This window comes from Actinomarinicola tropica (genome assembly GCF_009650215.1).
In the GTDB taxonomy this organism is placed as follows: Bacteria; Actinomycetota; Acidimicrobiia; order Acidimicrobiales; family SKKL01; genus Actinomarinicola; species Actinomarinicola tropica.
In genome coordinates, this window is sequence record NZ_CP045851.1 from 186,034 (window position 1) to 199,213 (window position 13,180).

A 13,180-nucleotide genomic window follows, 5' to 3' on the forward strand; every position below is an offset into this window, starting at 1 on the left:
CGTGCCGGAGATCGTGGAGCAGCGCTGGCGGGACGTCGGGGACTTCATACGCGACCAGCGCAGGTCGACGCAGATGTCGCTGCGCAAGCTCGCCGACCGCGCCGGGGTGTCGAACCCCTACCTGAGCCAGATCGAGCGGGGCCTGCGCCGACCCTCGGCCGAGATCCTCCAGCAGATCGCCCACGCGCTCGAGATCTCGGCCGAGACCCTGTACGTGCGCGCCGGCATCCTCGACGAGCGGGCCCCGGCCACCGACACCGTCCAGGCGATCAGCGTCGACCGCACGATCACCGACGAGCAGCGCACGACGCTGCTCCACATCTACCGCTCCTTCCAGGAGGCCAACGGCGTGGCGGCCGGGGCCCCGGGGCAGGAGATCCCGACGGCGGAAGATCCGGACCTCGACTGACGTTGGACCCGCTCGTGCAGACCCTCGGCATCCTCTCCCTCCACACGTCCCCGCTCATCCAGCCGGGGACCGGCGACGCCGGGGGCATGAACGTCTACGTGCGCGAGCTCGTCAGCTCGCTCGCCCAGGCCGGCGTGCGGTCGCAGGTGTACGTGCGCCGGTGGGCGGCCGACCTCCCCGACGTCGTCGACGTCGAGCCCGGCTTCCGGGTGGTCCACGTCGACGCCGGACCGCACGACCTGGCGAAGGAGTCCCTGCCCGAGGTCGTCGAGGAGTTCACCGACGGCGTCACCCGCGACCTGCTCGAGCACGGTCCCGTCGACGCCCTCCACGCCAACTACTGGCTCTCGGGCGTGGCCGGGCACCGCATCAAGCACACCCTCGGGCTGCCGCTCGTCTCGACGTTCCACACGCTGGCCCGGGTGAAGGCCGAGGCCTGCGACCCCGAGCCGCAGCGCCGCATCGACGCCGAGACCGAGGTCATCGGCTGCTCCGACGTGATCCTCGCCAACAGCCCCACCGAGGCCGCCCAGCTGCGGACGCTCTACGGCGCCGACCCGTCCCGGATCGAGATCGTGCCCCCCGGGGTCGACCACGCCTTCTTCTCGCCCGGGGACCGTCGTGGCGCCCGCGCCGCCCTCGGCCTCGGCGACCACCCGGTCCTGCTGTTCGTCGGCCGCATCCAGCCGCTGAAGGGGCTCGACGTCGCCATCGGCGCCTTGGCCGAGCTGGGCGATCCCGACGCGGTCCTCGTCGCCGTCGGCGGGCCGAGCGGCGCCGACGGGCCGGCCGAGCTGGCACGGGTCCAGCGCCTGGCGCTCGAGCGCGGCGTGGCCGATCAGGTCCGCTTCGTGCCCCCGCAGCCGCACCACCTCCTCAGCACCTACTACCGGGCCGCCGACGTGACCGTGGTGCCCAGTCGCTCCGAGTCGTTCGGGCTGGTGGCCCTGGAGTCGGCGGCGTGCGGCACCCCGGTGGTCGCCGCTGCCGTCGGCGGGCTGCGCACGCTCGTCGACGACGGTGCCACCGGCTTCCTGGTCGACGGCCGGGACCCTGCCGACTACGCCGGTCACGTGCGCCGGATCCTCGCCGACGACCGCCTCGCCACCACGCTCGGCGACGCCGCGGTCGCCCTGGCCCGGGGCTACACCTGGTCGACCACGGCCGGTCGCCTCCGCCGCCTCTACGCCGACCTCTCGGTCCGCTCGCTCGTCGACTGCGCGGTCTGAGCACCCGGGTAGCGTCCCGGCATGGCCGACGACACCGCCGCAGCCCACGTCCCGGACGATCCCTACGCCGACGACCCACCGACGACGCCCGAGGAGCTCGGCCGGATCGAGGCGCTCGTCGACGCGTGGGCGGCACGCGAGCTCGCCGACAACCCGGTGGTCGCCGCCGTCGAGCGGGGCGACGAGTCCGGGGTCCGCCGCTGGTTCGTGCGGGTGCACGGCGAGGAGAAGGACGTCTCGACGATCTGGCTGACGCTCCGCCAGCGCACCCTGCACTACGAGACCTACGTGATGCCGGCGCCGGAGGAGAACCACGCCCGGTTCTACGAGCACCTGCTGCGGCGCAACATCGCCCTCACCGGCGTGGCCTTCGCCATCGGCATCGAGGACGCCGTCTTCCTGCACGGCGCCATCCCGGCCCGGACGGTCGACGAGGTGGCCCTCGACCGGATCCTCGGCGTCGTGTACGCCACGGTCGAGCAGTGCTTCCGACCTGCGCTCCGCATCGGCTACGCCAGCCGCTTCGCGTGACATCTCATAACTTCTCATTGCATCTCCTACCCATTCGACCTAGAGTCGTCGACGAGCCCGGGGGACGGGCACGGTCGGCGGCATCGGGGAAGTGCCCGTGAACCCGGCCCGCTCCCCGGGCTCGGACGCGCCCGACGAGCCCGTCAACGCCGCTCGGCGGCCCACGCTCGCCCTCCTCGGTGCCATCACGATCACCGGGATCATGGCGAACACCCTCCCGAACGCCGGGATCCCCGACATCCTCGACGACTTCGGTCGTGACGACGCGGCGGCGGGGCTGCTCGTCGCCGGCGCGAGCATCCCCGGCATCGTCGTGGCGCCGCTCATCGGGCTCCTCGCCGACCGCTACGGCCGGCGGACCGTCCTCGTCCCGTGCCTCGTGGTCTTCGGCCTCTTCGGCGCGCTCGGAGGGCTGGCCCCGAGCTACGAGACGCTGGTGCTCGCCCGGTTCGGCCAGGGCATCGGCTCCGCGGGACTGATCAACCTGACGAACATCATCATCGGCGACCACTGGGAAGGGGTCGAGCGCAGCCGGATGTTCGGCTACAACTCGGCGATCCTCACCGTGTCGCTCACGGTCTTCCCGTTCGTCGGCGGCGTCCTCACCGACCTCGGCACGTGGCGGTACTCGTTCGTGCCCTACCCCCTCGCGCTCGTCACCGCGGTCGTCGTGCTGCGGCGGCTCGGTCCCGGCCAGCCCGACCGCGACGCGGACATCCGCAGCCAGCTGAGCGCCGCGGCGACGGTCGTGCGGAACCCCGGGGTGTGGGGTCCGGTCGGCCTGGCGTTCACGGCGTTCGTCTTCGTGTTCGGGCTCTTCCTCACGGTCCTGCCCGTCCACCTCGAGGCCGAGTTCGGCATGTCGGCCTCCGAGCGTGGCCTGGTCGTCGCCGTGCCGGCCGTCGGGGCGACGATCGGTGCGCTGCTGCTCGGCCGGCTCCGCAGCCGCCTGCGGGCCCGCACCGTGGCGGCGGGCTCGTTCGGGCTCTTCGCCCTGGCCTACCCGGTGGTCGGGCTCGCGGGTGCCCTGCCCCTGCTGCTCGTCGGCGCGATCGTCTACGGCCTCGGAGAGGGGCTCGTCCTGCCGACCCTCACCGACATCGTGGCCGGCTCGGCACCGGAGCGCAGCCGCGGCGCGGTGCTCTCGGTGCAGGTGAGCGCGATCCGCGCCGGCCAGACCGCCGGCCCGCTGCTCGCCGGCGCCGCGATGGGCGTGATGGCGACCGGCACCGTCTTCGTCGTCGCCGGTGGCCTCGCTGCGCTCGTCGCCTGCGCCGCCGCGGCCCTGCGACTGCAGCCCCGGTAGGGTCCGCTCCCATGCACCGGCTCTCGATCATCGGCGGCGGTCGGATGGGCGACGCCCTCCTCGGCGGATTGCTCCAGGCGGGGTGGGCCAGGCCCGACGAGCTGGCGGTGGTCGAGGCCTCGGCCGCCCGCCGCGACGAGCTCGTCGCCCTGCGCCCCGGCGTCACGGTCCTCGACGCCCCCGAGGCGTCCGAGGGCGTCGTCATCGCCGTCAAGCCCGGCGACGTCGCCGCCGCCACCGGCGCCGCGGTGGCCGTCGGCGCGCAGCGCGTCCTGTCGATCGCCGCCGGGGTCACGCTCGCCACCCTCGAGGGCGCCGCCGGCGACGTGCCGGTGGTGCGGGCGATGCCGAACACGCCGGCCCTCGTCGGCGCCGGGGCGTCGGCGATCGCCGGCGGCAGCCGGGCCACCGAGGCCGACCTCGACTGGGCGGGCTCGATCCTGGGCTCGGTCGGCACGGTCGTGCGCGTCACCGAGCCGCAGCTCGACGCCGTCACCGGCGTGTCGGGCAGCGGTCCGGCCTACGTGTTCCTCGTCGCCGAGGCCCTCATCGAGGCCGGCGTGCTCGTCGGCCTGCCGCGTCCCACGGCGGCCGAGCTCGCGGTGCAGACGATCCTCGGCGCCGGCCGCCTGCTCGCCGAGTCCGACGAGACGGCCGAGCAGCTGCGAGCGGCCGTCACCTCGCCCGGGGGCACCACCGCCGCCGGCCTGCGGGCGCTCGAGGCCGCGGGCGTGCGCAGCGCGGTGCTCGACGCCGTCGTCGCCGCCACCGAGCGGGCTCGGGAGCTCGGCGGCTGAGCCGGTAGCGTCCACCAGCGCATGCCGCTCCGCTACCAGACCGTCTCCTTCCTCTCCGACTACGGCACCGCCGACGAGTTCGTCGGCGTCGTCCACTCGGTGATCCGCTCGCTCGCACCGGACGTGCGGGTCATCGACGTCACCCACGAGGTGCCTCCGTTCGACACCCGAGCCGGAGGGCTCACGCTGGCCCGGGCCGCCCAGTACCTGGCGCCGGGCGTCGTCGTGGCCGTCGTCGACCCGGGCGTCGGCACCGACCGGCGAGCCGTCGCGGTCGAGGTCGGCGACGGCGCCTCGGTCCTCGTCGGCCCCGACAACGGGCTGCTCGCACCGGCCGTCGCCATGGTCGGTGGCGCCACCCGGGCGGTGGAGCTGACGAACCGGGAGTACCACCTCGTCGCGCCCGGTCCCACCTTCGACGGCCGCGACGTGTTCGCCCCCGTCGCCGCCCACCTGTGCAACGGGGTCCCGCTCACCGAGCTCGGCACGCCGATCGACCCGGCCACGCTGCTGCCGTCGATGATCCCCCTCACCCGGGAGGAGGACGGCGGCCTCGAGGCCGAGGCCCTCTGGGTCGACCGCTTCGGCAACGTGCAGCTCAACGTCGACCCCGACGAGCTCGCCCCCTACGGCGACCCGGTCCGCGTCGTCGCCGGCGGCCGCAGCCGCGTCGCCCGCCGCATCGAGGCCTTCGGCGAGCTGGGCGTGAACGAGCTCGGCCTGCTCGTCGACTCCTACGGGCTCATCGCCCTCGTCGCCGACCGCAGCTCGGCCGCCGACGCCCTCTCGATCGGTGAGAGCGACGCCGTCCGCCTCGAGCTCATCGACGACGACGACACCGGTGGCGCCACCGTCCCCGTCCAGCTCCGACCGAGGAACGACCAATGAGGCCCGGCACCGTCATCACCCTCGCCATCCTCCTGGCGGCGCTGCTCATCGCCGCCGCGCTCCAGCTCTTCTTCCTCGCCCGCTGACCCCGGCGGGGAGCCGGCGCGTCAGATCCGGGTGGCCAGCTCGTCGCGGGTGAAGCGACGGGCGCCGCGCGCCGTCAACCAGATCGCGACGGCCCACACGACGGCGCCGATCGCGAGCGCGATCGGGAGGTCGACGAGCAGCAGGCCCGTCGACTGGCCGACGGCCAGGAAGATCAGCGGCAGGACGACCGCGCCGCCGAGCTGGTTGGCCTCCTGGGTGGAGCGGGCCCGCACCGACACCCGCACCATCACCCCGAGGCCGAGCAGGGCGACGGCGGGGGCGACCCAGAAGATGACGACGATCCACAGCCAGGTCGGGACGAAGAGCCGCTCCATCACGGGCCAGGCCACGCCGTTGGACACGATGCAGAACAGGACGAAGCCGCCCCAGGAGACGGCGAGGGCGGGGATGTAGGCGCCGAGGAGCTTGGCGACGAAGAGATCGCGGTTGGAGATCGGCAGGTGGAGGAGGGTCTCCATCGTGCGCCGCTCCTTCTCGCCGGCGAACGCGTCGGCGGCGAGGACGGCCGACACCATCAGGGGCACGATGAGGAAGAGCGGCGCGAGCAGGTAGCCGTTGACGAGCACGAGCAGCTGCTCGGGTGCGGGCAGGGCGATGATCGGGTCGCGGAGGCTGGCGGGCATGTCGGAGAGGAAGCGCTCGATCCCGCCCGTCTGGGCCCGGGCGGCGATGCCGACCGCGAGGGGCAGGACGACGAGCAGGAGCGTCGGCACGGCGAGCATGGGGATCACGACGGCCTTCGACCGGCGCACCGCGGTGACGTCCTTTCGCACGATGGCGCGGATCGCGTTCCAGTCGCGGGGCGACGGCGAGGAGGTCGCGGGCGACGAGGTCACGACACCACCTCCGCCGGCTCGCGGTCGCCGCCGGACTCCTCTGGCGTCTCGAAGCCGAGGCGCTCCTCGATCGCGAAGTAGACGTCCTCGAGCGTGTACGGGGTCGGTGTGGCCGCGTACACCTCGATGCCGGCTTCGACGAGCGTGCGGACCACCCGGGCCAGGACGTCGCGGTGGAGGGTGTCGACGCGGGCACCGTCGGGCGTCGGGTCGGCGAGGAGCACCCCGTCGATGCGGCGGATGAGGCCGAGCACGCGGGCGTCGGCGGGGGCGGACAGCTCGACCCGGGCCGGCACGCCCTGCCACATCTCCGCCGCCAGGTCGGCCGGTCGCCCCGACGCCCGGAGGCGCCCACGGTGGAGGACGGCCATGCGGTCGGCCAACCGGCCCGCCTCGCCGAGGAAGTGGGTGCACAGCACCACGGTGCGGCCGTGCTCGGACGCCAGCGAGCCGATCAGCTCGACGACGTCGCGGGTGGCGGCCGGGTCGAGCCCGGACGTCGGTTCGTCGAGGAACAGCAGCTCGGGGTCGTGGAGGAGCGCACGGGCGAGCGCGAGGCGCTTGCGCTGCCCGGTGGAGGCGCCCTGGACGGCCACGTCGGCCCGGTCGCCCATGCCGAAGCGATCGAGCAGCTCGTCGACGCGTCGACGGGCGGCCGGGGGACGCATGCCGCGCACGCGGGCGACGGCCTCGAGGTTCTCCCGGGCGGTCAGCCGGTCGTCGAGGCCGGCGTTCTCGGTGAGGACCCCTGTGCGCTGGCGGACGGCGTGCCCGTCCACCGCAGGGTCGAGGCCGAGCACGCTCGCCGTCCCGCCGTCGGGGGAGAGGACGCCGTTCAGGAGGCGGATCGTCGTCGTCTTGCCCGCCCCGTTCGGCCCGAGCAGGGCGAGGACCTCGCCCGGGTAGACCTCGAGGTCGAGGGCGTCGAGCGCCACGCCGCTCGGGAAGCGACGGGTCAGCTGCTCGGTCCGGATCGCAGGGGGCACCCCGCTCCGATCGGCGGCACCGCCCTCCGGATGAGCGCCGCCGCCGGGATCGGTGCCGCTGTGGTGAACTGGCGGGCGAGCGGCCATACCGTCGCATGCGTACCACGCCGGGGGCTGGGCATGAACCTCGCATCCATCGTCGACGGTCACCCCGACGACGACGTCGCGCTCGTCGCCGACGCCGAGCAGGTGACCTACGGGGAGCTGCGCCGTCGGGCCGGCGGTGTGCGTGGGGCCCTCGTCGCGGCGGGCCGACGCCCGGGCGACCGGGTGGGCCTCGTGTCGTCGAACGACGTCGACTTCGTCACGGGGCTCCTCGGCATCATCGGGGCCGGGCTGGTGGCGGTGCCGCTCAACCCCCAGAGCCCCCGACCCGAGATCGACCCCGAGCTCACCGTCGTCGGCGCCGCGTCGGTGCTGGTCGGCCCGTCCGGGCGTCGGCTCGGCATCACGCGGGCCATCCCGGTCGCCGAGCTGTGGGACCACGATCCTGCTCCTGTCGTCGACGTCGAGCCCGACGACCTCGCCGTCCTCGTGTTCACGAGCGGCACCGCCGGCGCCCCACGGGCGGCGGGGCTGACCCACCGCAACCTGCTCGCCAACATCGAGCAGGTCGGCGCGGTCGGGGAGCTCGCCCGCCGACGCGACGACGTCACCCTCGGCGTGCTGCCGATGTTCCACGTCTTCGGGCTCAACGTGGTGCTCCTTCCGGCGCTGCAAGCGGGTGCGCAGGTCGTGCTCGTCGACCAGCCCGACCCCGCCCAGGTCGCGGGGACCGTCGCCGACCGGGGCGTCACCACGCTCACCGGACCGCCCACGCTGTGGCGGGCGGTCGCCCAGCTGCCGCCGGGGTCGGTGCCCGCCGACGCCTTCGCCACCGTGCGGATCGCCGCCTCCGGCGCCGCCACGCTGCCGGTCGAGGTGGCCGCGGCGGTGCTCGAGCGGTTCGGCCTGCGGGTCCACGAGGGCTACGGCCTCACCGAGACCTCGCCCGTCGTCGCGACCTCCGCCGGCACCGACGCGCCGATCGGGTCGATCGGACGGCCCCTCCCCGGCGTCGAGGTGCGGCTCGTCGACGAGGGCGGCGACGACGTGCTCGTCGGCGACGTCGGCGAGATCCTCGTCCGGGGCGACAACGTCTTCGCCGGCTACTGGGACGACCCGGAGGCCACCGCGTCGGTGGTCGACGGCGACGGCTGGCTCCACACCGGCGACCTCGCCACCGTCGACGACGACGGCCACCTCTTCGTCGTCGACCGGCGCAAGGACGTCGTCATCGTCTCGGGGTTCAACGTGTACCCCGGCGAGGTCGAGTCGGCGCTGCTCCAGCACCCCGACGTGGTCGACGCCGCGGTCGTCGGGGAGCCCGACGACCGCACCGGCGAGGCCGTGGTCGCCTACGTCGTCGTGCGCCCCGGTGCCACCGCGGACGCCGAGTCGCTGGGCGACGCGGTCGGGGAGCGGCTGGCCCGGTACAAGTGCCCTCGCGCGGTGCGACTCGTGCACCGGATCCCACGCGGCCTCGGCGGCAAGGTGCAGCGCCACCGGCTTCCCGATCGGGCGCCCTGACCTGGGGTTCTGTGACTTTGTGAACGTGCGCACCCGAGAAGTAGCGTCCACGGCCATGACGGACTCGGAGCGGCGGATCCCGGAAGCGACGGTGGCACGGCTCCCCGTGTACCTCCGCTGCCTGACCGAGCTCGCCGAGGACCGCATCCCGACGATCTCGTCCGAGCGCCTCGCCGACATGGCCGGCGTCAACGCCGCCAAGGTCCGCAAGGACCTCTCCTACCTCGGGTCCTACGGCACGCGGGGCGTCGGCTACGACGTCGAGTTCCTCCTCTTCCAGATGAGCCGCGAGCTCGGGCTCACCCAGGACTGGCCCGTCGTCATCGCCGGCGTCGGCAACCTCGGACAGGCCCTCGCGAACTACGGCGGCTTCACCGACCGGGGCTTCCCCGTCGGGGCCCTCGTCGACGTCGACCCGTCGAAGGTCGGCACCTCCATCGCCGGCGTCAACGTGCACCACATCGACGAGCTGCCCGAGCTCGTCGCCGACAAGGGCATCGCCATCGGCGTGATCGCCACCCCCGCGGGTGCCGCCCAGGCCGCGGCCGAGCGCATGGTGGCGGCCGGCATCACCTCGATCCTCAACTTCTCGCCGAGCGTCCTCTCGCTCGACGCCGACGTGTCGGTGCGCAAGGTCGACCTCGCCGTCGAGCTGCAGATCCTCAGCTTCTACCGCCGCCGCTCCGACGGCGCCGCGGCGGTCGGCTCCAGCCCGCTCGACGCCTGAGCCGACGGGCGCGCCCGCCGCTCGACAGGGCCCCTGTGCCAGGTGGCACGCCCTGCGAGGGCATGTGGACTGGCGGGGAGGGGTTGGTCCTTGGGAAGCTGTCTCTCGTCCCTTCCCGCTCGCCCGTCCGTCGACCACCGGACACGGGAGGGGCAACGCGACCCACAAGGAGCGTCTGCGGGTGTCCGTCGTCGCCATCGGCTTGAACCATCGATCGGTCCCGCTCGACCTGCTCGAGCGGACGACCGTCGACGCCGAGCGGCTGCCCAAGGTCCTCGCCGACCTCGTGGCCCGACCCCACCTCTCCGAGGCCGTCGTCCTCTCCACGTGCAACCGCACCGAGGTCTACGTCCTCGCCGAGAAGTTCCACGGTGCCTACGGCGACGTCCGGGACACGCTCGCCGAGGTGGCGTTCCTCGCCCCCGAGGAGTTCATCGACCACCTCTACGTCCACTACGACGCCGACGCCGTCCGCCACCTCTTCTCCGTGGCCGCCGGGCTCGACTCCGCCGTCCTCGGCGAGAGCGAGATCCTGGGCCAGGTGAAGTCGGCGTGGGACCTCGCCCAGCGCGAGGGCAGCACCGGCGCGGTCATGAACCTGCTGTTCCGCCACGCCGTCGAGACCGGCAAGCGGGCCCGCACCGAGACGACGATCAGCCACCACACCACCTCGATCTCGCAGGCCGCAGTCGCGATGGCGCTCGACGAGCTCGGCACCCTCGAGGGGCGCCGAGTCGTCGTGCTCGGCGCCGGCGAGATGGGCGAGGGGATGGCCACCTCGCTCCTCGGCGCCGGTGCCGGAGAGGTCGTCGTCGCCAACCGCACCTGGGACCGTGCGGTCGAGGTCGCCGATCGGGTCGGCGGCCGGGCCGTGCGCCTCGCCGACCTCGGCGCGGTCATCGCCGACAGCGACCTGCTGCTCACCTCCACCGGCGCCTCGTCGCTGATGGTCGAGCACACCGACCTGTCCGCCGCCATGGCCGGACGCCCCGATCGTCCGCTGCTCATCGTCGACATCGCCGTCCCCCGCGACGTCGATCCCGCCGCCGCCGACCTGCCGGGCGTGACCCTCCTCGACATGACCGACCTGCGGCGCTTCGCCGAGGTCGGCATCCGCGGCCGCCAGGGCGAGGTCGCCGCCGTCCGACGCATCGTCGAGGACGAGCTGACCCGCTTCCTCGAGACCCGCTCCGCTCGGGAGGCGGCGCCGCTGATCAGCGAGCTGCGCACCCGTGGCGAGGAGCTGCGACAGGTCGAGCTCGAGCGCTACCGCGCCCGGCTCGAGCACCTCGACGAGCGCGACCGCGCCACCGTCGAGGCGCTGACGCGTGGCCTGCTGGCCAAGCTGCTCCACGAACCCACCATCCGACTGAAGGACGCGGCGGGCACACCGCGGGGCGATCGACTCGCCGATGCGATGCGCGACCTCTTCGACCTCTGAGGCCTGCCGAACCCTTGTTGATACGCGCCGCCACCCGGGGCAGCCCCCTGGCACTCTGGCAGACCCACCACGTCGCTGCGCTGCTGCGCGCCGTCGACCCCTCGATCGAGGTCGAGCCGGTCGTCGTCACGACCACCGCCGACCGTCGCCAGGACGTCCCGATCGCCGAGATGGGCGGCAAGGGCGTCTTCGTGAAGGAGGTCCAGGCCGCCGTGCTCGACGGACGGGCCGACATCGCCGTCCACTCCGCGAAGGACCTGCCCTCCGCGACGCACCCCGACCTCGTCATCTCGGCCATCCCGGAGCGGGGCGACCCCCGCGACGCGCTCGTGGGGTGCACGCTCGCCGACCTGCGCCCGGAGTCCCACGTCGCCACGGGGTCGCAGCGGCGGCAGGCCCAGCTCGCCCACCTGCGGCCGGGCATGCGGTTCTCGCACCTGCGCGGGTCGATCGCCACCCGGCTCGACAAGGCGGCGGGCTTCGACGCCATCGTCGTCGCCAACGCCGCGCTCGACCGCCTCGGGATCCCCGAGCGGGCCTCCGAGGTGCTCGACGTCGACGTGATGATCCCCCAGGTCGGCCAGGGCGCCCTCGCCGTCGAGTCCCGGCTCGACGCCGTCGACGTGAGCGACGTGCTCGCCTCGATCGACCACGGGCCGAGCCGCCGGGTGCTCGAGGCCGAGCGCGCCTTCCTCGCCGAGCTCGGCGGGGACTGCGACCTCCCGGCCGGCGCGCACGCCACAGTGAGCGACGACGTCGTCCGGGTGGACGCCATGATCGGCTCGATCGACGGCATGGTCCTGCTGCGGGAGCGGGTCGAGGCGCGCGACGGCGTCGCCGCCGCCCGCTCGGCGGCCCGACGGCTCCTCGACGACCGAGGCGGCGCCGGCCTCCTCGACGACCGCTGAGATCCCGGTGACCGACCCGACCCCGCCGCTCGCCGGGCGCACGGTCGTCGTCACCCGGGCCACCACCCAGGCGTCCACCCTCGTCGACGCCCTCACCGCGCACGGGGCGCGCATCGTCGCCGTGCCGGTGATCGCCATCGCCGACGCGTCCGACGGCGGAACGGCGCTCCATGGGGCGTTGGACGACCTTTCGTCGTACGACTGGCTGGTCGTCACCTCGGCCAACGGCGCCGACCGCGTCGCCGACCGGCTCGACCCGTCGCGGCTCGAGACCGTGGCGACGCGGGTCGCCGCGATCGGGCCCGGCACCGTCGACGCCCTCGCCCGCCACGGCATCGCCGTCGACCTCGTGCCCGAGCGCTTCGTGGCCGAGGGGCTCCTCGCGGCGTTCCCGCCCGTGCCGCCCGGCGGCGGGCGGGTGCTGCTGGCCCAGGCCGCCGCGGCGCGACCGGTGCTGCGGGAGGGGCTCGTCGCCGCCGGTTGGACGGTCGACGCCGTCGAGGCCTACCGGACCGTCCACCCCGTCCTCGACCCGGACCTGGTGGCGCGAGCCGCCCGGGCCGACGCCATCACGTTCACATCGGCGTCCACCGTGCGGGGGTACGTCGCGGCCGCCGGCCCCGACGCCGTGCCGCAGGTGGTAGCCTCGATCGGGCCGATCACGTCCGCCGCCGCTCGCGAGCTCGGCATCCGGGTGGCCGTCGAAGCCGAGGAGCACACGATCGACGGCCTCGCCGCGGCGCTCGTGCAGCACATCCGGTCGCTACGGTCCGGCGGGTGACGCTTCGAGCCATCGTCTTCGACTTCGACGGGCTGATCCTCGACACCGAGTGGCCCGAGTTCCAGTCGCTCAGCGAGACGTTCGACGCCCACGGGCACCGGGTCGACATGGAGTGGTTCCGCGCCCGGATCGGCACGGTGTCGGGCGCCGACTGGCTGGAGGAGCTGGAGGCGGCGATCGGCGAGACGATCGACCGCGACGCCGTCCGTGCGGCCCGTCTGCGCCGCCACCACGAGCTGATCGCCGCCGAGGACGCGCTGCCCGGCATCACCGACCTGATCGACGCCGCCCACGCCGCCGGTCTCGGCTTGGCGGTGGCGTCGAGCTCGGAGGTCCCGTGGCTCGAGGAGCACCTCACGCGGCTCGGCCTGCACGACCGCTTCGACGCCCTCGTCGGTCGCGACGTCGTGGGGGGCGTCGGCAAGCCCGCGCCGGACGTCTACCTCGCCGCGCTCGACCGCCTGGGCGTCGGCGCATCCGAGGCGGTGGCGCTGGAGGACTCGCCCCACGGGCTCGCCGCGGCCTCCGCCGCCGGGCTGGCGTGCGTGGCCATCCCCAACCGGCTCACCGCCGGGGGCGACTTCTCGGCTGCGGCGCTCGTGGTCGACAGCGCCCACGCCCTCACCCTCGACACCCTGGCCGCGCTCGTCGCCTGACGCTCCGC

General features: G+C 74.2%; 14 protein-coding genes. 12 read left to right on the forward strand and 2 right to left on the reverse strand.

Annotation, left to right across the window (positions count from 1 at the left end; genetic code table 11):
- Window position 1 precedes the first annotated feature (1 nt).
- From GH723_RS00890 to GH723_RS00915, 6 genes are all read left to right on the forward strand, one after another.
- Entirely contained in the window at window positions 2-409 is a 408-nt protein-coding gene (locus GH723_RS00890; RefSeq protein ID WP_229022945.1) for a helix-turn-helix domain-containing protein, read from the forward strand.
- A gap of 14 nt (window positions 410-423) precedes the next feature.
- Window positions 424-1,638, forward strand: coding sequence for a glycosyltransferase (locus GH723_RS00895; protein WP_229022946.1), 1,215 nt, complete (start codon window positions 424-426; stop codon window positions 1,636-1,638).
- A 21-nt stretch (window positions 1,639-1,659) separates the two neighbouring features.
- A complete protein-coding gene (locus tag GH723_RS00900) occupies window positions 1,660-2,169 on the forward strand; it encodes a YbjN domain-containing protein (protein WP_153757887.1) in 510 nt (169 codons plus the stop codon).
- A 97-nt stretch (window positions 2,170-2,266) separates the two neighbouring features.
- Window positions 2,267-3,475, forward strand: a complete 1,209-nt coding sequence (locus GH723_RS00905; RefSeq protein WP_153757888.1) for an MFS transporter — start codon at window positions 2,267-2,269, stop codon at window positions 3,473-3,475.
- Between the two features lie 11 nt (window positions 3,476-3,486).
- Complete coding sequence (gene proC, locus GH723_RS00910; protein WP_153757889.1) at window positions 3,487-4,272, forward strand: pyrroline-5-carboxylate reductase; 786 nt, start codon at window positions 3,487-3,489, stop codon at window positions 4,270-4,272.
- 21 nt (window positions 4,273-4,293) lie between these two features.
- The gene (locus GH723_RS00915) at window positions 4,294-5,160 is read left to right on the forward strand and encodes an SAM hydrolase/SAM-dependent halogenase family protein (RefSeq protein WP_153757890.1); all 867 of its coding nucleotides are present in this window, start codon (window positions 4,294-4,296) and stop codon (window positions 5,158-5,160) included.
- Window positions 5,161-5,267: 107 nt separating this feature from the next.
- Here the strand turns inward: GH723_RS00915 and GH723_RS00920 are convergent, their stop codons facing one another.
- Both GH723_RS00920 and GH723_RS00925 read right to left on the reverse strand, forming a co-directional pair.
- Window positions 5,268-6,104 (reverse strand): ABC transporter permease subunit, encoded by an 837-nt coding sequence (locus GH723_RS00920; protein WP_153757891.1) that lies wholly within the window; start codon window positions 6,102-6,104, stop codon window positions 5,268-5,270.
- A complete protein-coding gene (locus GH723_RS00925) occupies window positions 6,101-7,090 on the reverse strand; it encodes an ABC transporter ATP-binding protein (protein WP_229022947.1) in 990 nt (329 codons plus the stop codon). Before GH723_RS00925 ends, GH723_RS00920 begins: the two co-directional genes overlap by 4 nt.
- 120 nt (window positions 7,091-7,210) lie before the next feature.
- Between GH723_RS00925 and GH723_RS00930 the strand changes: the two genes are divergently transcribed.
- From GH723_RS00930 to GH723_RS00955, 6 genes are all read left to right on the forward strand, one after another.
- Complete coding sequence (locus GH723_RS00930; protein ID WP_195210445.1) at window positions 7,211-8,659, forward strand: class I adenylate-forming enzyme family protein; 1,449 nt, start codon at window positions 7,211-7,213, stop codon at window positions 8,657-8,659.
- Between the two features lie 55 nt (window positions 8,660-8,714).
- A complete protein-coding gene (locus GH723_RS00935) occupies window positions 8,715-9,386 on the forward strand; it encodes a redox-sensing transcriptional repressor Rex (protein ID WP_153757894.1) in 672 nt (223 codons plus the stop codon).
- Between the two features lie 181 nt (window positions 9,387-9,567).
- Entirely contained in the window at window positions 9,568-10,827 is a 1,260-nt protein-coding gene (locus GH723_RS00940) for a glutamyl-tRNA reductase (RefSeq protein WP_195210446.1), read from the forward strand.
- Window positions 10,828-10,841: 14 nt separating this feature from the next.
- On the forward strand, window positions 10,842-11,735 hold the full coding sequence (hemC, locus tag GH723_RS00945; RefSeq protein WP_195210447.1) for a hydroxymethylbilane synthase: 894 nt from the start codon (window positions 10,842-10,844) through the stop codon (window positions 11,733-11,735).
- Between the two features lie 7 nt (window positions 11,736-11,742).
- Window positions 11,743-12,516, forward strand: coding sequence for a uroporphyrinogen-III synthase (locus GH723_RS00950; RefSeq protein WP_195210448.1), 774 nt, complete (start codon window positions 11,743-11,745; stop codon window positions 12,514-12,516).
- Window positions 12,513-13,172, forward strand: coding sequence for an HAD family hydrolase (locus GH723_RS00955; RefSeq protein ID WP_153757897.1), 660 nt, complete (start codon window positions 12,513-12,515; stop codon window positions 13,170-13,172). The genes GH723_RS00950 and GH723_RS00955 overlap by 4 nt, the downstream gene beginning before the upstream one ends.
- Window positions 13,173-13,180 lie beyond the last annotated feature (8 nt).